The sequence below is a fragment of the Spirulina subsalsa PCC 9445 genome (assembly GCF_000314005.1).
GTDB classification, from domain to species: Bacteria; Cyanobacteriota; Cyanobacteriia; order Cyanobacteriales; family Spirulinaceae; genus Spirulina_A; species Spirulina_A subsalsa.
In genome coordinates this window covers 4,145,560-4,171,353 of the sequence record NZ_JH980292.1, presented here as the reverse complement: position 1 = coordinate 4,171,353, position 25,794 = coordinate 4,145,560, and the positions used below count along the sequence as shown (strand labels likewise).

Genomic DNA, 25,794 nt, shown 5'->3' with positions numbered 1-25,794 from the left:
TCTACAAATTGAAACATTGAACCATCTGGCGGCTAACTTTTCACTTCCAACGTCCGCAAACGATTGAGCGCGGCCGCTAATTCAAAGGGGCGAAATTCGCTTAAATTGCCTTGGGGATAGGGGGAGACAATATCTAAGCCCTCTTGGTCTAAATCGGTCATCACCTGCTCCATAATTTCGGCTAGGGTGCGCTTTTGATTCATATAGCGTTCTTTCGCATAAACTAGGGCTTTGGCGATCGCACGCAATTGACCCGTTTCCACAATTTGGGACACGGCCGCCAGATCAATTTCCTCCTCCCCAAAAGCTACCTCATCCACATCTCGCACCTTCACTTTAACCGCCCGTTTGCCCTTGCTGGGGTCAATACTGGACGCTAGGGGAATCCGGGGGGTAATCTGACCAAAACTCGCCCCTCCTTCCCCTTGACGGTGGGTGGCGTAGTCCTGGGCGATCACTTTGGCTGCTTCAGTGACATCACTGGGGGCAAAATTATCCAGAGCAATCACCGTATCGGCCACATCAAAATAGTCCCCACTGCCGCCCATAACCAACACCGTAGACACCCGATATTCCTGATAAAGTTGTTGGATTTTGTCAATAAAGGGGGTAATTGGTTCCTTGTCCTTTTGGATTAACTGCTGCATTCGGCGATCGCGGATCATAAAATTGGTAGCGGCTGTATCTTCATCCACCAGTAACACCTTCGCCCCCACTTCCAAGGCCTCGATAATATTCGCCGCTTGGGACGTGCTACCACTGGCATTAGGAGTCGAAAATTGACGAGTCGAACGCCCTTGGGGCAATTGATTAATAAAAGGGGAAATATCCACCCCAGCAATACTGCGGCCATCTTCAGCCCGAATTTTCACCGCCCGAGGGTCTGTAATCACAAATTCTCGCCCATCTTGGGGAATATGATTATAAACCCCCAACTCAATCGCCCGCAGTAGGGTAGACTTGCCATGATAGCCCCCCCCTACAATTAAAGTAATCCCTTCGGGAATCCCCATCCCCGTTACTGTGCCGCCATTGGGACAATCAAAACTCACTTGTAAACTGGGGGGAGATTGAAAAGGAATCGCCTGCTCCTTCAGGGGACGGTCATCTACGCCACTCCGCCGGGGTAAAATTGACCCATTGGCCACAAAAGCCACTAAGCGCTGTTCCACTAAACACTGACGGATAAAATCCGCATCCTCAGCGACTTCTACATGATGACGGATGACCTCACTCTTGAGACTGGCATATTTTAGCGATCGCCCCACCAACTCCGGCACATCTTCACAGAGTAACTCCGCCGCCTGTCGTCCTAAAATCCGTCGGCCTTGGGCAGGTAATCCCACCACAAACCGCAATTCTACCCCCTCCTCATCAATCCAGGCCGCCGTTCGTTCTAACACCTCCTGACCCACCGATGTGGCCGCAATCAAGCCACTTTTCCCCGTCCCCCGACGACTACTTAACTCCTTCGCCACTGCCCCGAAACGGCGCGTTAAATAGTCTCTCAGGGCGACTTCTCGACTGTAGGAATTAAACAACGCTTGGGGGAATTGTGCGATCGCCATCGGGACCTGCACCCTTAACTCACTCGGAGACGCAAAGGGATCCCCCTGTACATAGTCAACCATCAAACTAAAATCACCAAAGGAATAGCTGCCCTTGATGTCCTTATACGCCTTATAACTTGCCCCATCTAAATTTAAAAGCAAGGTGCGAAGAGTAGAAGCAGTGGTCATAGAGGGTTTAGTCAAAACAACACTTCACTATTTTCTCAAAGAGTAGGAGAAATCGCAAAACAGACTAGATTTCTTAAAGCTTAGAGAAAAAAGTCCCTCGCTCATTCCTCCTCACCATCCACCAGTAACCCTTCCTCCGCTTCCCACCCATCAACATCCGTCTCCACCATCCCCAACTCCTTTTTCGCAAAGACTCGCCGCGCCCGTCGATCCAAAATTTTGATAATACTGGTTTTATCCTGCTTAATCGCCTCGATATCTTCCTTTTGAATTAAAACCATATAGTAGCGAGAAACATCCATCATGCGATAGGCATACTGTAAAGCATCTCGGGTAAATTCCCCCGTTGTAACAATCATCACAACATCGGCCCCTGTCACAAAAGTCATGCCAATTTCTTTCGCCAAAACTTCCACATCAACTCGCTTCGTATTTTTACATTGAATTTGCCAACGATGATACACAAAACGATCCGATGCCGCTAAAACATCAACCTCCCCTTGACCTGTTTCATAGTCTCGTTTGCGCCATTGCGTAAATCGTAAACTGGTTAGACGAATCATCCAAATTGCCAATAACTCCAACGCTTTACCCTTAATGTATTTATCTGGATGCTCTAACTCTTGAACCACATCCTCAAAACTACGATTGAGTTCCGTTGTCGAGAGTTCCGTTAAATCTGCCATAGACGCTAAGAGTTTAGACAATAATTCATTTTGCGCTTTAGCCGTTAACTTCACTCGATTAGGTTTTGCTCCTCTGCCTTGGGTTGTTTTGTCCGTCTCAATCAATCCCACCTTAACCAACGGTTGAATCACATCTTTAACAAAAGACTTGCTCGGAAATCGGACTTTATAGACACTTCCCGTATATTTAACCATTTCATTCCAGGGCGTAAACTCAACAATACTCATCTGAAGCATTGCTAAGAGAAAATACTTTTGTTGTGGGGTGAGCGTGTAAAGTTCATCAATATAATCCTTGTCAAGTTCCAAAATATCATAGACTCTATCCCAGTTAATCTCATAGGCTTTTTCAAATACCCCCGCTTGCTGTAACCATTGTCGCATAGTGCTAACATACACGGCATTCGGCGAGATAGAATACCCCATTTCTTGCAACTCATAACCAATTAAATCTAATTGGGGTTGCTCTCCCCGACTCTGGATTGCGTCAATGGCTTTTAATAATGACATTCCTGTTAAATGGGTTAGAATATGACGCGCAAAAATTCTCAATACTTCTTGGGGATCATCTTGCGCTTCTAAAAGTTGATACCCCTGATTAGAAACTTGATATTGCCATTCATCCTCTGAATCAGATTCGACTAATTGATAAGCCCGTAAGGATAAGAATGTGTTCATTGCTAACTTGCGCTGATTCTCAGCCTTTTGTGGGGTATTTTTGGCAGAATGTTGACTGTAATAGGTTTGGGCAATTGCTTCCTGTAACGTTCTGCGATTGGGCTGATTAGAGCGGCATAACTCAACCAAATCAATCAAATTCATCCTTTTAGGTTCAAATTGATGACCATAGGTGAACTTTAAATTTTTAGCCTGCATAGTTTGCTGATACAAATCGAATAAATTTAACTGATAATGGGTCGTTTCTTGCGCCTCTGAATTTCTGTCACTGAAATCAGGGGCTAACTTTAACGCTTCAACTTTTAAATTATCTCGATTGATGCGAGGTGTAACTAATAAGGGAGCATCTTGCTCAAAGCGAAATTGTGAGGCCTTCAGGTAATTTTCCTCTAACTCAAAGGCTAACCAATGCCGATCTAACGTTTCAGCCACTCGGCCTGTTGTATTAGACCCCGCAAAACAATCTAACACCCAATCTCCCGGTTCTGTACAAAGTCCAATCACAAACTCCGGTAACGCTTGAGGAAACCGTGCTGGATGAGGTTTGATTCCCGCTTCTTTACACCGTCGTTGATAGTAGTCATTAGAAGCCGTATTAGAGGCCGCAATTACATTAACAGGTTGGATTAAATCCTGTTGTAAAATCCAGTTAAATTCTCCCAATATAGGTTGACCAATTAAAGGGGATTCGCCAAATTCTAAATCCGGGATAATATTGGGAGGAATTGCCCCCCCTCGATCTCGTTTAAACTTTTTAGAAATAGCATGACCCGACGGTCTTAATTTAGCTTGATAGCCATTTTTTAATAAGTTTTGCATCGCCTCACTATAGGGACGCAAAACCCGCTTATTATTGGCTTTAGGATGAGGATCTTTCGAGAGCCACCAAATCGTATTCACGGCATCTTTCACCCGTTCACGACGCACTGTGACCCATTCAGCTGGGGTGGGGAGTTTTGCGGGATTATACCAAAAAAGTTCTTGAGCGAGGTAGAAACCCAGTCCTCCCTGATGCTTCGGTTTACACAGTTCAATCACTAATTCAAAATGGTAAAGGGAGCGCACCGGAATCCCTTTCTGCCACGTTCCACCAATATCAATCACGAGAGATCCTTGAGGTTTCAGAATACGGTAAAATTGAGAGGCAAAGGGTTTAAACCATTGGATATAATCTTTAGCCTCAACATTGCCGTATTCTTTTTTACGCAGTAAGGCAAAGGGAGGAGATGTACATATAAGATCAATACTTTCCTCGGGTAATTCTTCCATCAAGTCTAAACTATTCCCCCAATAGGCCGCGCCTAAATGGGTTTGATAGTAGGGTTGATGGTTAATCTTTTTTAACGTCTCAATAGTGGACAAGCTTGGCACAATGACTTTAGAAATTTAGTGTTAATTTGTAAGTTAAAATCAGGTGGGTAGGGTGTGTCAGACCTAATAACTTAGGTAACATAACACAATGAATCGCTAAAATCCTGATGAACCAACAATAATCGACCCATCCTAGGGAAATCTTAATCTCATTTATGAACGCTAATATGAACGCTAAAGTGAAGGTGATTATAGGGGCAATTCATGAATTGCCCCTATAAAATATTCTAGAGTTCCAAGAATATTAACATCGGTTCAACGGGGATGGTTATATTATAACCCTTAACGGTGACGGATATAATCATAGACTCCTACATAGGCCGTCCCGGGATGATTCCAAGAATAATCATAGGTCATCCCTTGCTTCACCAATTGACGGAAATCCTTGGGGTTTTTATACCATAAATCAATCGCCCGATCCATTGCCGATTCTAACGCTTGATTATCAGTTTGATAGAACACATAACCATTCCGTTCTTCCTCCGGTTTATATTGCTCATAATCCCGATCAAAAACCGTACTCACTAACCCCCCAACGCCTCGCACCACAGGCACAGCACCATAGCGTAGCCCAATCATTTGGGTCAGTCCACAGGGTTCATAATTACTCGGCACTACGATAATATCGGCGGCCGCGTAAATCAGGTGAGAAAGTTCTTCATTAAAGCCTAATTCTAAATGACAATCTGGGTTATCATTCAAAAACCCTTTTTCGTGGGCAAACCAAGCATTAATCCCCGGTTCTGTGGCAGATCCTAGTAATACAAACTGCGCTCCTTTATGGAGAGCATAGTAGATCGCGTGGTGAACTAAATGCACGCCTTTTTGTTCATCTAAGCGCCCAATAAACGCCACTAAGGGTTTATTATCATGACTTAACCACAGTCGCTCCCGTAGGGCTTTTTTATTCATTAATTTGCCTTTGAGATTAGTCGGGCTGTAGTGGTAGGGCAGATAGCGATCGGATTCAGGATTCCAGACATCATAATCAATGCCATTGAGAATCCCGCCAAATTTATGCTGATGTTTTCTAATTGTCTCGCCCAAACCATAGCTAATATCCGTATGATGGGCTTCCCAAGCGTGATGGGGTGAGACGGTATTGAAATAATTGGAGTAAACGATTCCTCCTTTCATTAAGTTAATGGCAAAGGGGTTAAAATTATCCCGTAAGCGCTCGTAATCAAAGTAATAGGTTTCGCGATTTAATCCCGTTGCCCAGAGGATATTTGTGCCAGCAATACCTTGATGTTTAAAGTTGTGGATGGTGTAACAAACCCGTTGGGTATCCATGCCATGATATTTATAAATCTCATAAAGCATGACAGGTAATAAACCCGTTTGCCAATCATGACAGTGAATCACATCGGGGCGCTTGTTGGTTTTCAGGAGAAATTCTAAAGCGGCTTTACTAAAAAAGGCAAAACGTAAATGATCATCTAAACAGCCGTAATAACAACCCCGATTAAAGAAGTTATCGGGGGAGTGGGGTTCAATAAAGAAACACTGTCGTCCGTAGACCCACCCGCAATACACTGTACAGGGAATTGCCCCGTCGTACCAGTTGACGGTCAAGTTGGCATAGGCTTCATGGAGTCCCCAAATATGGTCATAGCGCATAGAATCATACTTGGGGAGGATGATTTCCACGGCATGACCCTGAATCTCTAGTTCTCGACTCAAGCCAAAGACCACATCCCCTAAGCCACCCGCTTTGATGACTGGAGCGCATTCTGAGGCAACCTGAACAATGTACATACTCACTCCTCAACTGTTTGCTGGACGAATTCCGCCTTTACAATTTTTTATATTTTTATAATGTATTACACAGAATGCCGCAAACCCCAAAGGGGGACAGGAAATTGTGAAAACTTGGTTTATGTTGGATTAAGATACTGTCTCGCAATTTAGAACGATGGGTCAATCTTACGAACTCGGCAGTTTACAGGATGAGCAGGACTGTCAGCGCTTGGGGGATATTCTCTGTCAATCTTTCCGGGTGTTGAAAAGCGATTGGTTAGATTATTCCCGGATGATTGGTTTAGACAACTTTCGGGTTTTGCGGGGGGTGCAGGGGATTGTGGGGGGCCTGGTGGTGTATCCGATGGGGCAGTGGTGGGGGGGGAAATGTCTACCGTTGGCGGGGATTGCGGCGGTGGGGATTGCTCCAGAGTATCGGGGACAAGGGGCGGCAAGGTGTTTGATGGAGCAGACGTTAGGGGAGGTTTATGAGCGGGAGTTCCCCTTGTCGGCGCTCTATGCGGCGACTGGGCCTTTGTATCGGAGTGTGGGCTATGAACAGGGGGGAACTCGTTGTTATTGGCAGATACCGTTAGAGGGCTGGGCGGGAATTCAGGGCAGTTTGCCAATGGTGCCGTTGGAGGGTGAGGAGATTTTAGGGCATTGTGAGGGGGTATATCGGCAGTTTGCGGCGCGTTGTTCGGGGTATTTGGATCGACATCCGGCGCTGTGGCAGATGACGTTAAATCCGCAAGAGGGGCAGGTTTTCGCCTATGGGGTGGGGGAGTTAGAGGGCTATATTGTCTTGAGTCAGCGATCGCACGCTGCGGAACGGATTTTGGATATTTGCGACTGGGCCGCCCTGACGAATGAAGCGCAGCGCACGCTCTGGCATTTTCTCTCCCTCCATCGTTCCCAGTTAAAATACTGTCGCTGGTATGGGGGTATGATTGACCCGCGTTTAGCACTGTTGCCGGAACAATCGGCTCAAATCCTTTCGAGTGAGTTGTGGTTTTTGCGCATTGTTAATGTGCCGTTAGCGCTGGAATTGCGCCCCTATCCTTCCCTCATCACAACGGAGTTACATTTAGCCATTGAGGATCCGATAATTGGGGAAAATCAAGGCTGTTTTGTCTTGGAAGTGGCGGGGGGGCAAGGACGGGTGAAACGGGGGGGCCGGGGGAGTTTGCGGCTGACTATTCGCGGTCTAGCGCCGTTGTACAGTGGGTTATATAGTGCGGCACAATTGAGTTACTGGGGGCAGTTGGAGGGGGAGGAGGCGGAAATTGCGATCGCCTCTCAAGTCTTCGCGTTCCCTGTGCCTGCTATGCCTGATATGTTTTAGGGGATTTGGGAGAATGGAGTGTTGATCTTGAGTCCCTAGCCCCCCATTCAAGGGACTTATCCCCCCTAGCCCCCCTTTGGAAGGGGGGAACAATAGACCCTTGCAAGCGTGACATCCTCCCGACACCGACCCTAGGGGTACGGTGCGGGCTTCCCCATATTACTATGAGGCTTTCCTGTTTCTATGGGAGGCTCTAGATGTCTTTTTAGGGACATCCCCGTTCGCGAAGCGTCACGAAGTGAACGCGAACGTACAGTGCGGGGCTTCCCGACGATGAGCTAAATTAGGGCTTGCTGAATAAGTCCGAGAGTTGGGGAATCGGGAGTCGGTTTGGCTATTCCCCTGCTCCCCCTCTCCCCCTATTCCCTGTTCCCTGTTCCCCGTTCCCTAGCCCCACCAGCAGAGTTATTCAGCAGACCCTAAATTACTCGCTCATTGCCCCCATCAATGGGGATCTGGGCGGCCGTGGTTTTAGCGAATAAATCGCCGCACAGTTCGGCCACGACTTCAGCCACGGAATGGCTGGTGACTTCCACCCCTAAAACATTATTGGTTTTATAGGCTTCTACCGTTAAACCGTAATGTTGCGCTCGATTGGCTAACACTTCCTCTGTCCAGATTTGGGTATCAAAAACTCCGTTGGGATGGACGGAATTAATGCGGATGTTGTCTTTCCCCCACTCCAAGGCGGCCACGCGCATCAGTTGATTTAAGGCCGCTTTCGAGGCGGAATAGGCGGCCGCACCGGGGCCGGGGGCGGGGACATTTTTGGAGCCAATAACCACCACTCGACCACCTTGGGGAGCGAGTTTGAGGTAGGGGTGCGCTTCCCGCATCAGGGCTAAATTGGCATCGAGGTTAACGGACAGGACTTTGCGCCATTCACTATCGCTGAGATTGGCGATCGCACATCCCCCCGGAAAAATCCCCGCATTCAGCACCAACATATCCATCCCCCCGAAGCGCCGGACTCCCCGTTCTACGGCCTGCATCACCTGATCCAAATCCGTCACATCACAGGCCACCCCGCAAAAATCCGGACGTTCCCAAAGAGACTCAATGGCCGGATTCAGATCCAAGCCAACTACGGCCGCCCCCCGTTTTAACAGGGATTCCACGCAAGCTTTCCCAATCCCAGAAGCCGCCCCCGTCACCCAGGCCACCTCCCCAGTAAAGGGGGGAGGATTGCCGCCCTTACGGAGTTTCGCCTGTTCTAAGTCCCAATATTCCACCGCAAAAATATCTTTCGCCGGGAGTGCCTGATAGCCCCCCAACTGGGTGGACGCGGCGATTATGTCCATCGTGTGGTCATAAATATCTGCCACAATGGCCGCCTCTTTAATCGTTTTTCCCACGGTACAGAGGCCCCATTCTGAGTCTAAAATCACCCGGGGAATGGGATCTAACATTTTCAACTCGGCGCTGGCGTGGGCGCGAAAATAGCCCTCATAGGCGGCCGCGTAAGCGGCAATATCTCGCCCCACGAGGGGTAAACGTTTGGTGCGAATCACATGATCTGGAGTGGCTGGACCCTGTTGGGAAATGTCCCCAATATCCTCCCGTTGGGCAAAGTGCAGGGTTTTCGCCGTGCGGGTGGTGGAGAGAATCACGGGAAAGCCAGCCGCTTGGGAGAGTTGCTGACGACAGGTGGCTAAATCGGCCGCGAGAGAGGTTTCTGGCACCTCTTGAGTCACGGGGGGGAGGGTTCCCCCTTGTCGGGTAATATAATCCTCTGCCCAACTGACTAACTCAATCATCCGTTCGTAGGATTCTTGGGCGGTTTCCCCAAAGGAGAAAATTCCATGATTCATTAGTACCATACCGATAGTTTGGGGGCCGGCCTGGGCTTTGAAGCGGCGCGCACATTCCCGGGCGAGATCAAACCCCGGCATCACATAGGGGATAATAACAACGCGATCGCCATAAATTTCCTGCACCCGTTCTAAACCTGTAGCCGTATTCGTGACCGTGATCACCGCGTCCGCATGGGTATGATCCACATACTTGTAGGGGAGGATAGCATGAAGAATCGTCTCCACCGAGGGCGAGGGAGCCGTTGCCCGGGTCATTTGGGTTTTTAGCTCATTCACCATCTGAGGGTCAGAAAGCTGCTCTAATTGCGCTAATTTGAGCAAGTGGGGCATCCGCACCGGAGCAAAACCCGCCTCTTGGATGGTCGCCAAATCCCACCCACTCCCTTTAACATAGAGAATGTCCTCTTCTTCCCCCAGTAGGTTTTGCTCCCGCACCTTAACGGAAGTATTGCCCCCCCCATGCAGCACTAAGGATGGCTCTCGTCCCAACAGTTGAGAAGTATAAACCCGTAAGGCTAAATCCGTTTGATATTGTGCCGCTTCTTCGGCCGTCCAAAGACTTTGCATAGAACCCCTTTTTGTAATCAGATTTGCCCTTAGTATTTCATATTAAACGATGAAAAAAACACAAATTCCCTCCTTTATCGTTCCCCCTAACAGCACCGTCTCCCTCACGAAAGACTATCAAACGGATTTTACTCCAAGCGGCCTGAAAAAACGAGAAGGGAGAGCATTACTGGCGCAAATTGTCGAGAAGCTTTCGGACTTACAGGGCAGACTCTACGCCCAAGATACCTATGGGGTTTTGATTTTATTCCAAGCGCTGGACGCGGCCGGGAAGGACAGCACAATTAAGCACGTCATGTCTGGGATTAATCCCCAAGGCTTTCAGGTGTTTAGTTTTAAACAACCGTCGGCGGAAGAGTTAGATCATGATTATTTGTGGCGTTATTTTAAAGCTTTGCCGGAACGGGGACGCATTGGTATTTTTAACCGTTCTTACTACGAAGATGTGTTAGTGACTCGGGTTCATCCTGAGTTAATCGACAAGCAGAAATTACCCCCTCTTGCCAAGGGTGATGGCATTTGGGAGCGGCGTTTTCGACAGATTAATAATTTTGAACAGTATTTAGTTGAAAATGGAATTGTGGTGATTAAGTTCTTTTTGTATGTGTCGAAAGAAGAACAAAAACGGCGGTTTTTTCGACGGATTGAGCGGAAGGATAAGAACTGGAAGTTTTCGGAAAATGATGTAAAGGAACGAGCGTATTGGGATTCTTATATTTATGCTTACGAGGAGGTATTTAACTACACCAGCACGGAATTTGCGCCTTGGCATATTATCCCGGCGGATCATAAATGGTTTTCTCGCCTTACGGTGGGTCAAATTATTTATAATTACCTAGACCGTTTAGGTTTACATTATCCTGTGGTGACGGAGGAACATAAAAAACACATTGCTCATGCTCAAAAGATGTTGGAACAAGAGCAAGATTGAGAAGATTTAGGGAGTCGGGAGTCGGGAGTCGGGAATGGGGAATCGGGAGTCGGGAGTCGGGAGTCGGGAGTCGGGAGTCGGGAGTCGGGAGTCGGGAATAGGCAATCGTGCCAGTTTTAGATGATCTGTTCCCTGTTAAGAGTTCCCTGTTCCCTTGTTGAGCCTAGCATAGGCGTGTTATTCAGCAGACCCTAGGTAATAGGTCTTAATTCCTCGTCTCCCTCTCTCCCTCTCTCCCTCTCTCCCTCTCTCCCCCTCTCCCCCTCCCCCCAACTCTCGGACTGATTCAGCTAACCCTAACTCATCGAAGAGGCCTTAATATCTGCTAGAGAAGGAGCTTCATAGAGGGGGATTTGTTCATCAATATTTCCCTCACAGTCTGCCCAAATTAAAGACACTTGACGGACTTTTTGCTGTTCTAATCTCACAAGGGAAAAATTGCTCAGACGGCTACTTTGGGCGGGGTTAAATAGGGCGGTGCGGGTGCGAATGCGGGGAACTGAGGCGGCATTGAGATAAACGGTATGATGGCGTTCTTTAATGGGGGTGCGTAGGCGGGCTTTCGTGTGGCGTAGATTGTGGTGCATATGACCGAAGGTGATGAGGGGAACATTTTTGCCGCTGGTTTGAGTATGGGCGATCGCCTCCGCAAAATCAGGATCGCCGAAATCCCCGCCCAACGGTTGCCAATCCCGTCCACAAATATCCTCAGCGCGATCGCCTAAACCCAAAGGCCCATTATGTCCCAAAAAAATCACCGTCTCGCAAGCCGTCCCCTGTGCTGCCGCCATGATACACTGAGCCGACTGGTGAAAATTCTCAATCCCGTAGCGTTCCCGATAAAAACGGTCATTTTTCCAATCCTGCCCCCCCCAACTAAAGGGACGACTCCCCACCACCGACACCCCCAACTGAGGAAAATCCCGTTTCCCAAAGCCTACATGAGCCTCCCCTAGTAGGTCTAATTGCGCTTGCACCCGGTCTTCAAGACGATGATCATAGGGAGACTTCTTGCGACCCCATTCTGATGCCGTATACCACGCATCATGATTCCCCAGAATCGCGGCATAGGGAATCCCCAATTGAGCAATACGACGCACCACCGGGAGGGATTCATTGCCAAAATCCCCCACAAACAACGCCAAATCGACCCCCAAATGCTCTAGAGCCTCATTATCCTCCATTTCCCACTGCTCATGAATATCTCCGATTACCGCAATGGTTAAAGATTGAGGAACTCCTTGCCTAAACTGTAACCCGTGACTCCCGTTGCTCATGATTTTTCCCCTAGTGCATCGCCTCTCTACGCAAATCAAAATCTTAGCGCATCCCGCCTTAATTTGTCCTGTTGTGGGGAGCAGGGGAGCAGGGGAGCAGGGGAGAGGGGGAGTTGATAATTATTAACTATTCCCGACTCCCGACTCCCGACTCCCGACTCCCGACTCCCGACTCCCGACTCCCGACTCCCGATTCCCGATTCCCGATTCCCGATTCCCGATTCCCCGTTCCCTGTTCCCTGTTCCCTGTTCCCTATTACCTATTCCCCGGAGAATTAATCATCCCCTGTAACGTACCAATTAAGACAGACAGTGCCTTATCTTGGGCGGCTAACTTGGATTCGAGTTGTTGTAACTGGGTTTTGAGGGCGGCAATGTCTTGAGTATTATTGGTTAAATCTTCGCCGAGATTTTCGGGGATTTGAGTTTGGAGCGATCGCATCACCTGTTCAATTTCCCCCAAACGCGCTCCCTCAATCTGTTCAATGCGGAGTCGTTGGGTGGTTAACTCACTCTCATAGAATGTTATTTGATGCTCGGCTTGTCTGAGATGAACTGCCGTCCAAGCTAAACCCCCACTTAAAGAGGCGATCGCACCCACCAACAACCCCGTCAACCACCACAGCCGATTTTTTAACTTCGTCAATTGTCGGCCATAATAATCCGCATCGGACAGAGAAACTAACTTTAACTCCCATAACTCTTGGGACAACTCATCCACCGTCTTCTCCCCCAAAGGCGGCGCTTCCCGCATGGCTGTGGGAATGTGGGGCGCATTGGGTCGGATGCCCCGTTGTCGTTCCTCCAAAGATAGCAACTGAGGAGAGCGAGAACGATTGCCCCGCGCCTCCTTCGACGGTAACGCCTCCAACTGGGAGGGATGACGCGCCAACTCCGACAAAACCGCCACCACATCAGACACCGCCACATATTGCCCCAGATCCAATTGATGTTCTGTTAAATCCGGATTAGCCCCCAGTTTTGAGCGATAAGTTTCCTCCTGAATTGCCATCTTGACCCCTTCACCTTATTGATAAACTTAACTATTGGACTCTTCGGAAGAATTACCCTGGGGTTCACCACGGAGTTGGTGACGACCATTGCGAATCACCCGCAACATATCCGTTAATTGTTGTTCAATGCGAGTCAGTACCGCATCGGCATAATCATCCGCCCCATCTTGAATATCCTCACACTCATCAATCACCACCTGACGCATTTGCTCCAACTCCTGCATCGCCTGCATCCGCATCTGTTCGATTTCCCCTAGAGTCTGACGTTGCAACTCCTCACATTCTTGAGCCACCTGTTGGCGAATTTGGGTCGCCTCCATTTCCGCTTGACGGATGATCCCCATTTCATCCAAGAGTTGAGCGGCTCTCATTTGAGCCGACTCAATAATATCTTGAGCGTATTCCTCCGCTTGCAGTAGAATTTCCTCCTTTTGACGGAGAACTTCTACCGCTTCCTCGAAAGCGCGGGGGAGATTCATCCGGATTAAGTCCAGTTGATCTAACAACTGTTCCTCATCCACCACGGTTTTCCGGGTGAAGGGAATGCGGGGATTGTCGAGGATTAACTCCTCTAAACGGTTTAACTCCGCCTGTACGTCAAATTCAACACCTTGATCAGAATTCACAGTTTCCGGTTCGTTGTAGTCAATGAACTCATCGTACTCGACACTGCTCCGGGGGGGGTCTTGTTGTAGCATTGGTAGATATTATGAGCAACATTCTCGGGGACGAGGTGATCAATCGCGCCGCCAAACTGAGCAACTTCCTTCACCACACTACTACTTAAAAAACTATACTGGTTCGATGTCGCCAGAAACACGGTTTCGATTTCGTCCATAAGGGTTTTATTAGTATGCGCCATCTGGAGTTCTTTCTCAAAGTCTGATAACACCCTTAAGCCTCGCAATAGCGCCGTCGCCCCCTGGAGTCGCGCATATTCTACCGTTAAGCCATCAAAACTGTCGATCTCAATGTTGGGGATGTGTTGGGTACAGATCCGAATCTGCTCCATGCGTTGACTGACGGGGAAAAGGGGCTTTTTGCTAGGATTACACAGGACGGCCACCACGACGGCATCAAATAATTTTGATCCACGTTCGATAATATCAAGGTGTCCTAGGGTAATGGGGTCAAAGCTACCGGGATAAATGGCTCTCACAGGGCTATTCTCGGGTAAATCGCGTACTTTGATCATTCTACCGCCCCTCGGTTGAGGGGGAGCCGCCCGCTTTCTCACGGAATAATTAATATGGAAACGCCGTTTTATGACCTGTTAATCCGCAATGGGAGACTCTTGGGGGAGTCTCAACTGATGAATATTGGCATTGTGGGGGGACAAATTAGCACCATTGCGCCCCATCTGCCCCACCAAGCCACCGAAACCATTGATGTACAAGGAAAGTTCGTCTCTGCGCCTTTTGTGGAGTCTCATGTGCATCTGGATTCGGCCGGGACTGTTGGGGAGCCGCGGTGGAATGAAAGCGGCACCTTGTTTGAGGGGATTCAAATTTGGGGCGATCGCAAAAAAGATTTAACCCCAGAAGATGTCAAGGAACGCGCCCTCAAAACTCTACGCCAACAGGCCAGCCAAGGGGTGTTATGGGTGCGAAGCCATGTAGATGTCAGTGAACCCAGTTTAAGGGCGTTAAAGGCCCTGCTAGAGGTGCGAGAATCGGTTAAATCTTGGATGACCCTGCAAGTAGTGGCTTTTCCCCAAGATGGCATTTATAGTCGTCCTGAGAATGAGCGTTTATTAGAACAAGCATTAGAAATGGGGGCGGATGCGGTGGGGGGAATTCCTCACTATGAATTGACCCGAGAAGATGGGGTAAAATCTGTCGAGCGGGTGTTTGAATTGGCTCAAAAGTATGACCGTTTAATTGACGTTCATTGTGATGAAATTGACGATGAGCAATCCCGTTTTTTAGAAGTCGTGGCAGCCTGTGCCATTCGGACGGGTTTAGGAAAAAAAGTCACGGCAAGCCATACGACGGCTTTCGGGTCTTATAATAACGCCTATGCTTATAAATTAATGGGCTTTTTAGACCGCAGTCAAATTAATTTTATTGCCAATCCTTTGATTAATATTACCCTACAAGGTCGCACGGACACTTATCCTAAGCGGCGGGGAGTGACGCGGGTTAAGGAGCTTTGGCAACGGGGTTTAAATGTGAGTTTAGGCCATGATTGTATTCAAGATCCTTGGTACAGTTTGGGAATGGGAAATATGTTAGAAGTAGCAAGCATGGCTATTCACATTTGTCAAATGACCGGCCGTTTGGAGATTGACGCTTGTTATGATATGGTGACAAAAAATGGGGCAAAAACGCTCAATTGTGGTGGAGATTATGGGGTAGAAGTGGGGAAACCTGCTAATTTAATTGTTTTGGATGCTGAGAGTCCCTACGAGGCCATTTGTAAACGGGCAACGGTGGTTTATGTGGTCGCCCAAGGCAAGTTATTAGCAGTGACTACAGCGCCTCAAGTGAAGTGGTTAGGTTGACGCTTCTCGCTCTGGCATAGACCCGGAGCGTTAAAATTAATCGGATCACCCTTTCTCTGTTCCCAAGCGGCGATCGCAACAAAAAAAGAAATCCCAACCGAGAATCTGTGTAAAGTTGGGCTAAAGCAAGGGAGGGGATCAATGAAGAATTCCTGTAAATTGTGAAATTCAAGCTAAAAAAGATGACAGAGGGAGGAAATCCTTGTTATCGTCGTGACAGAGCAAACCCCTGCCGCGATCGCCGTCTACACGCAGCAAGCCACATTATCCCCATTCCCCAAATAGTTTTAGCGACTTGGAGTAAATACTCATGGTTCAAGCCAAAGAAGCCATTACCTTCCCTCTCACGTCCACCTCATCCCCTCAAAACAACATCACCACCCAACGACCTTGGGGATCCTTCACCGTCCTAGAAGATGCCGTAGGCTACAAAATCAAACGGATTGAAGTTAAACCCGGTCATCGTCTCAGCCTGCAAATGCACCACCACCGCAGCGAACACTGGATTGTTGTATCCGGCACCGCTAAAGTAACCTGTGGCGACAAAGTGGAAATTTTGACCAGCAATCAATCCACCTACGTCCCCCAATGTACCGCCCATCGTCTCGAAAACCCCGGCGTGATCAATTTGGTGATTATTGAAGTGCAAAATGGGGAATACTTAGGAGAAGATGATATTATCCGCTTCCAAGACGACTACAAGCGGAATTAAACATCTCTAGAGGGAGTCGCCCCATTGGGCTAATGGTCAATCCGCCATTTTGAATTAGCCCAACCCGCCCCGATTCCCCATCTCCTGTTCTTTGCCCATGATTACCCTAACCGAAAGCGCCGCCAAGGAAATTCGCCGCTTACAGGCGACCCAAACCCCCTCCAGCCCAAGCCCCCAGCTAGCTCTCCGCATCCAAGTTAAACCCGGGGGCTGTGCCGCCTTATACTATGACCTCAGCTTCGCCCTCTCCCAACAAGACGGGGATCAAACCTACGAGAGCCAAGGGATTGAGATTTGTGTTGATGCCGAAAGCGATCGCCACATCCAAGGCCTCCGTCTCGACTACTCAGAAGACCTCATGGGCGGCGGTTTTCGCTTCCACAACCCCAACGCCCTCAACACCTGCGGCTGTGGTCATTCCTTTTCCCCCTCCCCCTAAAATCTGCCCCTTCCCCCAAGACTTAACCCCAAACTATTGACACACCCGATCCTATTTAGATATGATGGGAGACTGTCATGCAACGAGAAAATCGCTAGTAAACAGGCAGCAGCTTAACTCATGCCAACTATTCAGCAACTGATTCGGAGTGAACGCTCCGTTGCCAAAAAGAAAACCAAATCACCCGCCCTCAAAGAATGTCCTCAGCGTCGGGGCGTTTGCACAAGGGTGTACACCACCACCCCCAAAAAACCGAACTCCGCCCTGCGGAAAGTCGCACGGGTTCGTCTAACCTCCGGTTTTGAAGTGACCGCCTACATTCCGGGCATTGGACACAACCTCCAAGAACACTCCGTTGTTTTAATTCGTGGGGGACGGGTCAAAGACCTCCCCGGTGTTCGTTACCACATCATTCGTGGCACCCTAGACGCAACTGGGGTTAAAGATCGTCGTCAAGGTCGTTCCAAATACGGCACCAAGCGACCCAAAGAATAATAGAGCTTAAGGGAAGAGCTTAAATGACTAAAGAAAGCATAACTCGCCGAGTCATCATGGCTGAGAGTTCATCCTTAATTTAGCCATTTCGTCCCGCGACCCAACAAAGCTCCCCCGTCCTAAACCCTACCCTTGGGTGAGTCCCCAGGTCATCTCCGGGCCAAGCAACCACCCTGGCCAGCCCCATCTCACGAGGGTTCAAACCAGAGAAGCACCTAAAAAAAGATTGCAAAATTTAGCTTGCAAGATTCCGACCCGCCCACGCCATTATTCAACTAACAAGTCGTCATTTATTAAGGTTACTGATTTCTTATGTCTCGTCGCACCGTAGTCAAAAAACGCGAAGTTCCCCCGGATCCCGTATATAACAGCCGACTCATTAGCATGACTGTGCGGCGGATCATGCGTCACGGCAAAAAATCCCTCGCCTCCCGCCTCGTCTACGATGCCCTGAAAATCGTTGGGGAACGCACAGGCAACGATCCCATCGAAGTCTTTGAACAGGCCATCCGCAACCTAACCCCCTTGGTTGAAGTCAAAGCCCGTCGGGTCGGGGGTGCGACCTATCAAGTACCGATGGAAGTTCGTCCCAATCGTGGCACAACCTTGGCTTTACGTTGGTTATCGCAATATTCGCGGCAACGGTCTGGTCGCACCATGGCAATCAAACTCGCCAACGAAATTATGGACGCGGCCAACGAGACAGGTGGAGCCATTCGTAAGCGGGAAGAAACCCACCGCATGGCAGACGCCAACAAAGCCTTTGCCCACTATCGCTATTAAGGGATGCCGATTAATTAACCCCAATTAATGGCTCAAAACCGACCCCAATTAACCAAGCAAGCGGCGTTCAGACCCTTATTCATTCCCGTTGGGCAGTACCAGTCCTTAAGACTTGGAAGATACTGATTCAACCCTCGGATGCTTATGTCTGAAAAAGTTAAAAAAAGTATAGAATTGTAAATAGTGTAAATATACCGTCAACAAAAAGTCGCTTGGTGACGAGTCCCTTAGTGACAAGTCCCTTGGTAACAAGTCGTTTGGCAACAACACGCCGGGCAGAACTAAGCTCGGCCAAAACATGAAGGAGGAAGTAGCTGTGGCACGAACTATCCCGCTAGAGAGAGTTCGCAACATCGGGATCGCCGCCCATATAGATGCGGGCAAAACAACAACAACAGAGCGGATTCTATTCTATTCTGGAATCGTTCATAAAATCGGTGAAGTTCACGACGGAAACGCCGTGACAGACTGGATGGAACAAGAGCGGGAGCGGGGAATCACCATCACGGCTGCCGCGATTAGTACCAGTTGGCGCGACCATAAGATTAATATTATTGATACACCCGGTCACGTGGATTTCACCATCGAAGTAGAACGCTCCATGCGTGTTTTAGATGGTGTAATCGCTGTATTCTGTTCCGTGGGTGGAGTCCAGCCCCAATCTGAAACCGTTTGGCGACAAGCGGATCGTTATACTGTTCCCCGGATTGCCTTCATCAACAAAATGGATCGCACCGGAGCGAACTTCTTTAAAGTTTATGGGCAACTGAAAGACCGTCTGCGCGCTCATGCCGTTCCCATTCAGATTCCCATTGGGGCGGAAAACGAATTCAAAGGGATTGTAGACCTCGTGCGGATGCGCGCCAAGCTCTACAACAATGATCTGGGGACGGAAATTGAAGATGGCGAGATTCCCGAAGAGGTGCGAGATCTCGCCGAAGAGTATCGCGCTCAACTGTTAGAAGCCGTCGCCGAAACCGACGAAGAACTATTAGAGAAATACCTAGCCGAAGAAGAACTCACCGAGGACGAGATTCGGGCTGCCATTCGCAAAGGCACCACCACAGGCGGGATGGTTCCCGTCCTCTGTGGTTCTGCCTTTAAAAACAAAGGAGTTCAACTCTTGCTGGATGCGGTGGTGGATTATCTTCCCGCCCCCATCGACGTACCCGCCATTAAAGGGGTGCTACCGGATAACACCGAAGCCACCCGCTCCGCCAGTGATGAGGAGCCTTTCGCCGCTCTAGCCTTCAAGATTATGGCTGACCCCTATGGTCGTCTGACCTTCTTGCGGGTGTATTCTGGGGTCTTAACCAAGGGAAGTTATGTCTACAACTCCACTAAAGAGAAGAAAGAGCGGATTTCTCGCCTGATTGTCTTAAAATCCAACGAACGGATTGAAGTAGACGCACTGCAAGCGGGAGACTTAGGGGCTGCCATTGGTTTGAAAGATACCATCACCGGGGATACCCTCTGTGATGAAAACCAGCCGATTATTCTGGAATCCCTCTTCATTCCTGAACCTGTGATTTCCGTAGCGGTTGAACCCAAAACCAAGCAGGATATGGATAAATTATCCAAAGCCCTGCAATCCCTATCCGATGAAGATCCCACCTTCCGCGTCAGCACCGACCCGGAAACCAATCAAACCGTAATTGCCGGGATGGGGGAACTCCACCTAGAGATTCTCGTAGACCGGATGTTACGGGAATTCAAAGTGGAGGCCAACGTCGGACAACCCCAAGTGGCGTATCGGGAAACCATTCGCCAGAACTCCCACGCCGAGGGTAAATTCATCCGCCAAAGTGGTGGGAAAGGGCAGTATGGTCACGTTGTCCTTGACCTCGAACCTGGAGAAGCAGGGACAGGTTTCGAGTTTGTTTCTAAGATTGTCGGTGGTGCAATTCCCCGGGAATATGTCCCCGCTGTGGAACAAGGCATTAAAGAAGCTTGCGAAACTGGGATTTTAGCAGGTTATCCCCTAATTGATGTTAAAGTCACCTTAGTGGATGGGTCTTACCATGATGTGGACTCTTCCGAAATGGCTTTCAAAATTGCTGGGTCAATGGGTCTGCGAAATGCCGTGGAAAAAGCTTCTCCTGCCTTACTTGAACCGATGATGAAGGTTGAGGTTGAAGTCCCCGAAGATTTCTTAGGAGATGTGATGGGTGACTTGAACTCTCGCCGAGGCCAAATCGAAGGAATGAATTCCGAAGATGGTCTTGCCAAAGTTTCTGCTAAAGTACCCCTGGCGGAAATGTTTGGCTATGCTACGGACATCCGCTCCAAGACTCAAGGACGCGGTATCTTTTCGATGGAATTTAGCCACTATGACGAGGTTCCTCGCCATGTGTCTGAAGCCATCATTGCTAAAAGCAAAGGGAACGCATAACTAGAACGAAAGAAGGAACGATCAATACAATGGCACGCGCAAAATTTGAAAGGACTAAACCCCACGTTAACATCGGCACCATCGGTCACGTTGACCACGGTAAAACTACATTAACGGCTGCAATCACAATGGCTTTAGCGGCCCAAGGGAAAGCTAAAGCTCGGGGATATGCAGATATTGATGCGGCTCCCGAAGAAAAAGCCCGGGGGATTACAATTAATACCGCTCACGTGGAGTATGAAACCGAAGATCGCCACTATGCCCACGTGGACTGTCCGGGTCACGCTGACTATGTGAAAAACATGATCACTGGGGCGGCTCAAATGGACGGCGCGATTCTGGTGGTGTCTGCGGCCGATGGTCCGATGCCCCAAACTCGTGAACACATTCTGTTAGCCCGCCAAGTGGGTGTTCCTAACCTCGTTGTTTTCTTGAATAAGCAAGATATGGTGGACGACGAAGAGTTACTGGAACTGGTGGAATTGGAAGTGCGCGAACTTCTGAGCAGCTATGATTTTGATGGGGATAATATTCCTATTGTGGCGGGTTCCGCGTTACAAGCGGTGGAAGCCTTAACCAAAAACGCCAAAATTGCTAAGGGTGAAGACGAGTGGGTAGATAAAATCCTCGCTTTAATGGATGAAGTGGATGGTTATATCCCTACGCCCGAACGGGATGTTGATAAGCCCTTCTTGATGGCTGTTGAGGACGTATTCTCGATCTCCGGTCGGGGGACGGTTGCCACAGGTCGGATTGAACGGGGGATCGTGAAAGTTGGTGAAACCGTGGAAATTATTGGGATTAAAGACACCAGCAGCACTACGGTGACTGGGGTGGAAATGTTCCAAAAAACCCTAGACCAAGGGATGGCGGGGGACAATGTGGGTCTGCTGCTGCGGGGTGTGAAAAAAGAGGAAATTGAACGGGGGATGGTGATTGCTAAACCCGGTTCGATTACGCCTCATACCCTGTTTGAAGGGGAAGTGTATGTGCTGACTAAAGAAGAAGGCGGCCGTCACACTCCGTTCTTTAAAAACTATCGTCCTCAGTTTTATGTGCGGACGACGGATGTAACCGGAACGATTCAAGACTACACGGCCGATGATGGCGGCGCGGTGGAAATGGTGATGCCCGGGGACCGGATTAAAATGACGGTGGAATTAATTAGCCCCATTGCCATTGAAACCGGAATGCGCTTCGCTATTCGTGAAGGTGGCCGCACGATTGGTGCGGGTGTGGTTTCTAAAATCATCAAATAAGTCCGTGTTTTAACTGGGAATTTTGCCTGCTTTGGGCGAGTTTCTAGCCAGTTGGGGAGCAGAAGGGAGTCTCCTTTCTGCTCTTTGATCACTCTTGTTTCAATTCACCCGAACCTTGAAAACTGAAAATGGCAACGATACAACAACAAAAAATCCGCATCCGCCTCAAAGCGTTTGACCGTCGCTTACTGGATATGTCTTGTGAAAAGATTGTCGATACGGCAAACCGCACTAATGCGGCGGCGATTGGACCGATTCCTTTACCGACGAAACGTAAAATTTATTGTTTATTGCGATCGCCCCACGTGGACAAAGACTCTCGGGAGCATTTTGAAACCCGTACCCATCGCCGTATTATCGACATTTATCAGCCTTCTTCTAAAACCATTGATGCTTTGATGAAGTTGGATTTACCCGCCGGGGTGGATATTGAGGTGAAGTTGTAAGGAGGACTCCTCCTGATGGGAAATCCGGTGAGGGATAGCAGGATAGCTCGGCTATATTGTCTCCCTACCGGATTTGTCAGTTTAGGCCAAGGGGGGGATATGGGGAATTTCGCGGAAACTGCTAAAGTAAAGGGGAAGCAGTTCATGATTCGTCAGACGGAATAAAAATGGCATCCTCGTCCTCCATCGCTGTTAGAGAACTTCCCTTGTTTCCGCTCCCGGATGTGGTCTTGTTTCCGGGTCGCCCTTTGCCCTTGCATATTTTTGAGTTTCGCTATCGGATCATGATGAATACGATCCTAGAGAGCGATCGCCGTTTTGGGGTGTTAATGTTTGACCCTGTGCAAGGGCAAATTGCCGGAGTTGGCTGTTGTGCAGAAATTATCCATTTCCAACGGCTTCCCGATGACCGGATGAAGATTGTCACTTTGGGACAACAACGCTTTCGGGTCTTGGAATATGTGCGAGAGAAACCCTACCGTGTGGGTTTAGTGGAGTGGATTGAAGACCATCCCACGGAGGAAGATTTACGACCAACGGCCACGGAAGTTGAGCAGTTGCTGCGAGATGTCGTTCATCTTTCCGCCAAACTCACGGATCAACGGATTGAATTACCCGAAGATTTACCAAGCTTGCCCCTAGAATTATCGTACTGGGTGGCAAGCAATTTGTATGGAGTGGCCGGAGAACAACAACTGTTGTTAGAGATGCAAAACACGGTTGATCGGTTAAAGCGGGAATCGGAGATTTTAACCTCTACTCGCAATCATTTAGCGGCTCGGACGGCGTTGAAGGATGTTTTGAGTTAAACCTCGATCATTTCTCCTTGACGAATGGTGAAGGCGGAATAGTTGCCCAGAATTTTCAGAATGGCGGTGTGTTGGGGCAGTTCAGCGAGGGCGCTTTGTAGGGATTCATCGGCTTGGCTGCCTTCGAGGTCAATAAAAAAGAGATATTCCCCGAGGGAGCGTTTGGTGGGTCGTGATTCAATGCGACTCATGTTAATGTTGCGCTCGGCAAAAACTTGTAGGGGTTTCATGAGAGCCCCGGGGACATTGGCGGCGGTGCTGAAGGCGAGGGATAGATGGCTGCCGTGGTGGGTGGGGGCTAGGCCGACGACCCAGAAACGGGTGCAGTTATCGGGGTAGTCGTTGATATCCGCAACGAGGATGGGCAGTTGGTAGAGTTGGGCGGCTCGTTGGGAGGAGATGGCGGCGGCGTGGGGGTTTTGGGGGAGGTTTTCGAGGGCTTCGGTGGTGGAGTTGGTGGCGACGAGTTGGACGGAGGGGAGATGTTGGTCTAACCATTGCCGACATTGGGCGAGGGCTTGGGGATGGGAGTAAATGGTTTTGAGGTCCAAGAGGGTGGGACTCGTGGAGATGAGGGCGTGGGAGACGGGCAGGATCAGGGCTTTTTGAATTTGCAGGCTGTCTAGTTTCCAGAGGGTGTCTAGGGTGACGGCGACACTGCCCTGGATGGAGTTTTCAATGGGGACGACTCCGAGGTTGGTTTGTTGGTCGGCAACGGCCTGTAGGGTTTGGGCTATATTGGCATAGGGACACAAAAGGCAGGATTCGCCTGTGGTGCGAGTGAGCCAATTGGCATAGGCGATCGCGGCGGCTTCACTATAGGTTCCTGTGGGTCCAAGATGAGCAATAGAAATGGTCATTGTTTCGTGAGTAAGGGGGATTAATCCATGCTTCCATTAAACATTCGTCCCGGAACTTCTGCGGATGTTCCGGTGATTTTTTCTTTGATTCGGGCTTTGGCGGAGTATGAGGGACTGTCTCAGGCGGTGGTGGGGTGTGAGGCGGCGTTGAGGGAGCATTTATTTGGCGAATGCCCCTATGCGGAAACCCTACTGGCCGAGTGGAAGGGGCAGGTGGTGGGGTTTGCTTTGTTTTTCCCCAACTATTCGACCTTTTTAACCCAACCGGGGATTTATTTGGAGGATTTGTTCATTTTACCCGATTATCGCCGTCAGGGGATTGGCACGGCCTTATTACAGGCGGTGGCACAGTTGGCGGTGCAACGGGGGGCGGGACGGTTTGAGTGGAGTGTGTTGGATTGGAATGAGTCGGCGATCGCGTTTTATCAGAAAATGGGGGCGCAAGTCCTCCCCGATTGGCGCATTTGCCGTGTGGCTGGGGAGGCTTTAGACCATTTGGGCGCAGCCTGCCAATAGGCCTTCGGGAAGCGTCGGGAGAAAGTCGCTTAAACCGACTAAACAAAAGCCCGGAAAATATGTCAGAATGACCTATTGCCCTCCCTTGGGCGGCAATAACACAACATGGTTTTACGAGAAGCACCTATGAACGACCCCAACACCTTTACAGAGCGCTCCCTCCCCGTGATTGATACCTCTTCCTTTCACATTACCCGAGAGGAAGGGCTGATGCTCTATGAGGACATGGTACTTGGTCGCCTGTTTGAAGATAAATGCGCGGAAATGTACTATCGGGGCAAAATGTTCGGTTTTGTCCATCTCTACAACGGTCAGGAAGCGGTTTCAACGGGGATTATCCAAGCGATGCGCCCCGGAGAGGATTATGTCTGTAGTACCTATCGGGATCATGTCCACGCTCTAAGTGCAGGTGTTCCTGCTCGGGAGGTGATGGCGGAATTGTTCGGAAAAGAAACGGGCTGTAGTAAAGGGCGTGGGGGATCCATGCACATGTTTTCTGGCACCCATCGTTTATTAGGAGGCTACGCTTTCGTAGCAGAAGGGATTCCCGTAGCAACGGGGGCCGCGTTCCAATCGAAATATCGCCGGGAAACGATGGGGGATGAGTCCTCAGACCAAGTGACAGCCTGTTTTTTTGGGGATGGGGCCAGTAATAATGGGCAGTTTTTTGAATGTTTAAATATGGCGGCTTTGTGGAAGTTGCCGATTCTTTATGTGGTGGAAAATAATAAATGGGCGATTGGCATGGCTCATGATCGGGCGACCTCTCAACCGGAAATTTACAAAAAAGCCAGCGTTTTTGGCATGGTTGGGGTAGAAGTGGATGGGATGGATGTTTTAGCCGTGCGGAAGGTGGCTCAAGAGGCGGTGGCACGGGCTAGAGCGGGAGAAGGCCCCACCTTGATTGAAGCACTCACCTACCGTTTCCGAGGCCACTCTCTCGCCGATCCCGATGAGTTACGCAGCGCGCCGGAAAAAGAGTTCTGGCTCTCTCGGGATCCGATTAAAAAGCTCGCTGGGCAATTGATTGAGCGGAATCTAGCCTCTGAGGAGGATTTAAAGGGGATTGACCAAAAAATTCAAAACTTAGTTAATGAGTCGGTGAAGTTTGCCGAAGAAAGCCCGGAACCGGATCCTAGTGAGCTTTATCGTTATATATTCGCGGATTAAATACGGGACATATGGGACTTGATAAAATGCACACAAGCTTAACTTGTCAAGATTGGGTAATAGGTAATGGGGAATAATTATCAACTCCCCTGTTCCCCGTTCCCTAGCCCAGTTATTCAGCTAGGGATCAAGTTATATCCGCAGGGGATCACTCGCTATTGAGAAAAACGCCAGAAAAACACAGACCCCTGTTTTATGGGCTAAAAGTCAATTAGCTAAAACAGGGGTCTGTTATTTTTTGTATTAACT

General features: G+C 49.2%; 22 protein-coding genes. 13 read left to right on the top strand and 9 right to left on the bottom strand.

Annotated features, from left to right (window positions below; all coding sequences use genetic code 11):
• Positions 1–32: 32 nt before the first annotated feature.
• The 3 genes from SPI9445_RS0119070 to glgA all read right to left on the bottom strand — a co-directional run bounded on the left by SPI9445_RS0119070 (position 33) and on the right by glgA (position 6,232).
• Complete coding sequence (locus SPI9445_RS0119070; RefSeq protein WP_017306378.1) at positions 33–1,739, bottom strand: ABC-ATPase domain-containing protein; 1,707 nt, start codon at positions 1,737–1,739, stop codon at positions 33–35.
• Between the two features lie 101 nt (positions 1,740–1,840).
• The gene (locus SPI9445_RS0119065) at positions 1,841–4,474 is read right to left on the bottom strand and encodes a DNA methyltransferase (protein ID WP_026079936.1); all 2,634 of its coding nucleotides are present in this window, start codon (positions 4,472–4,474) and stop codon (positions 1,841–1,843) included.
• Between the two features lie 282 nt (positions 4,475–4,756).
• Positions 4,757–6,232, bottom strand: a complete 1,476-nt coding sequence (gene glgA / locus SPI9445_RS0119060; RefSeq protein WP_017306376.1) for a glycogen synthase GlgA — start codon at positions 6,230–6,232, stop codon at positions 4,757–4,759.
• 157 nt (positions 6,233–6,389) lie between these two features.
• Here glgA and SPI9445_RS0119055 point away from each other — a divergent pair, with 157 nt between their 5' ends.
• Positions 6,390–7,559, top strand: coding sequence for a GNAT family N-acetyltransferase (locus SPI9445_RS0119055; RefSeq protein ID WP_017306375.1), 1,170 nt, complete (start codon positions 6,390–6,392; stop codon positions 7,557–7,559).
• 419 nt (positions 7,560–7,978) lie between these two features.
• Here SPI9445_RS0119055 and SPI9445_RS0119050 read toward each other — a convergent pair whose 3' ends face one another.
• The gene (locus tag SPI9445_RS0119050; protein WP_017306374.1) at positions 7,979–9,940 is read right to left on the bottom strand and encodes a bifunctional aldolase/short-chain dehydrogenase; all 1,962 of its coding nucleotides are present in this window, start codon (positions 9,938–9,940) and stop codon (positions 7,979–7,981) included.
• Between the two features lie 49 nt (positions 9,941–9,989).
• Here SPI9445_RS0119050 and SPI9445_RS0119045 point away from each other — a divergent pair, with 49 nt between their 5' ends.
• Positions 9,990–10,871: a polyphosphate kinase 2 family protein gene (locus SPI9445_RS0119045; RefSeq protein ID WP_017306373.1), complete on the top strand. Its 882-nt coding sequence runs from the start codon at positions 9,990–9,992 to the stop codon at positions 10,869–10,871.
• A gap of 296 nt (positions 10,872–11,167) precedes the next feature.
• On the opposite strand, the gene SPI9445_RS0119040 is transcribed toward SPI9445_RS0119045, so the two are convergent.
• From SPI9445_RS0119040 to coaD, 4 genes are all read right to left on the bottom strand, one after another.
• Complete coding sequence (locus tag SPI9445_RS0119040; RefSeq protein ID WP_017306372.1) at positions 11,168–12,148, bottom strand: TIGR04168 family protein; 981 nt, start codon at positions 12,146–12,148, stop codon at positions 11,168–11,170.
• Positions 12,149–12,404: 256 nt separating this feature from the next.
• Positions 12,405–13,160 (bottom strand): hypothetical protein, encoded by a 756-nt coding sequence (locus tag SPI9445_RS0119030; RefSeq protein WP_017306370.1) that lies wholly within the window; start codon positions 13,158–13,160, stop codon positions 12,405–12,407.
• Between the two features lie 27 nt (positions 13,161–13,187).
• Positions 13,188–13,787 (bottom strand): ATP synthase subunit B family protein, encoded by a 600-nt coding sequence (locus SPI9445_RS26205; protein WP_017306369.1) that lies wholly within the window; start codon positions 13,785–13,787, stop codon positions 13,188–13,190.
• Positions 13,784–14,356, bottom strand: a complete 573-nt coding sequence (coaD, locus tag SPI9445_RS0119020; RefSeq protein ID WP_017306368.1) for a pantetheine-phosphate adenylyltransferase — start codon at positions 14,354–14,356, stop codon at positions 13,784–13,786. The genes SPI9445_RS26205 and coaD overlap by 4 nt, the downstream gene beginning before the upstream one ends.
• 54 nt (positions 14,357–14,410) lie before the next feature.
• On the opposite strand from coaD, the gene codA reads away from it, so the two are divergent.
• The 9 genes from codA to SPI9445_RS0118970 all read left to right on the top strand — a co-directional run bounded on the left by codA (position 14,411) and on the right by SPI9445_RS0118970 (position 22,999).
• Complete coding sequence (gene codA, locus SPI9445_RS0119015; protein ID WP_017306367.1) at positions 14,411–15,664, top strand: cytosine deaminase; 1,254 nt, start codon at positions 14,411–14,413, stop codon at positions 15,662–15,664.
• A gap of 310 nt (positions 15,665–15,974) precedes the next feature.
• Positions 15,975–16,376, top strand: a complete 402-nt coding sequence (locus SPI9445_RS0119010; RefSeq protein ID WP_017306366.1) for a phosphomannose isomerase type II C-terminal cupin domain — start codon at positions 15,975–15,977, stop codon at positions 16,374–16,376.
• A gap of 97 nt (positions 16,377–16,473) precedes the next feature.
• Positions 16,474–16,815 carry a HesB/IscA family protein gene (locus tag SPI9445_RS0119005; RefSeq protein WP_017306365.1) on the top strand — a complete coding sequence of 114 codons (342 nt, stop codon included), beginning with the start codon at positions 16,474–16,476 and terminating at the stop codon, positions 16,813–16,815.
• A gap of 120 nt (positions 16,816–16,935) precedes the next feature.
• Positions 16,936–17,310 carry a 30S ribosomal protein S12 gene (rpsL, locus tag SPI9445_RS0119000; protein ID WP_017306364.1) on the top strand — a complete coding sequence of 125 codons (375 nt, stop codon included), beginning with the start codon at positions 16,936–16,938 and terminating at the stop codon, positions 17,308–17,310.
• Positions 17,311–17,622: 312 nt separating this feature from the next.
• A complete protein-coding gene (gene rpsG, locus SPI9445_RS0118995; RefSeq protein WP_017306363.1) occupies positions 17,623–18,093 on the top strand; it encodes a 30S ribosomal protein S7 in 471 nt (156 codons plus the stop codon).
• A gap of 316 nt (positions 18,094–18,409) precedes the next feature.
• Positions 18,410–20,485 carry an elongation factor G gene (gene fusA / locus SPI9445_RS0118990; protein ID WP_026079934.1) on the top strand — a complete coding sequence of 692 codons (2,076 nt, stop codon included), beginning with the start codon at positions 18,410–18,412 and terminating at the stop codon, positions 20,483–20,485.
• 29 nt (positions 20,486–20,514) lie between these two features.
• On the top strand, positions 20,515–21,744 hold the full coding sequence (tuf, locus tag SPI9445_RS0118985; protein WP_026079933.1) for an elongation factor Tu: 1,230 nt from the start codon (positions 20,515–20,517) through the stop codon (positions 21,742–21,744).
• A 128-nt stretch (positions 21,745–21,872) separates the two neighbouring features.
• Positions 21,873–22,190, top strand: a complete 318-nt coding sequence (gene rpsJ / locus SPI9445_RS0118980) for a 30S ribosomal protein S10 (protein WP_017306360.1) — start codon at positions 21,873–21,875, stop codon at positions 22,188–22,190.
• 167 nt (positions 22,191–22,357) lie between these two features.
• A complete protein-coding gene (locus SPI9445_RS0118970; protein ID WP_017306358.1) occupies positions 22,358–22,999 on the top strand; it encodes an LON peptidase substrate-binding domain-containing protein in 642 nt (213 codons plus the stop codon).
• Here the strand turns inward: SPI9445_RS0118970 and pheA are convergent.
• Positions 22,996–23,859: a prephenate dehydratase gene (pheA, locus tag SPI9445_RS0118965; RefSeq protein WP_017306357.1), complete on the bottom strand. Its 864-nt coding sequence runs from the start codon at positions 23,857–23,859 to the stop codon at positions 22,996–22,998. The genes SPI9445_RS0118970 and pheA overlap by 4 nt on opposite strands.
• Before the next feature lie 27 nt (positions 23,860–23,886).
• Between pheA and SPI9445_RS0118960 the strand changes: the two genes are divergently transcribed.
• Positions 23,887–24,375, top strand: a complete 489-nt coding sequence (locus tag SPI9445_RS0118960) for a GNAT family N-acetyltransferase (protein ID WP_017306356.1) — start codon at positions 23,887–23,889, stop codon at positions 24,373–24,375.
• Positions 24,376–24,501: 126 nt separating this feature from the next.
• Positions 24,502–25,545 (top strand): pyruvate dehydrogenase (acetyl-transferring) E1 component subunit alpha, encoded by a 1,044-nt coding sequence (gene pdhA / locus SPI9445_RS0118955; RefSeq protein WP_017306355.1) that lies wholly within the window; start codon positions 24,502–24,504, stop codon positions 25,543–25,545.
• Positions 25,546–25,794: the final 249 nt, after the last annotated feature.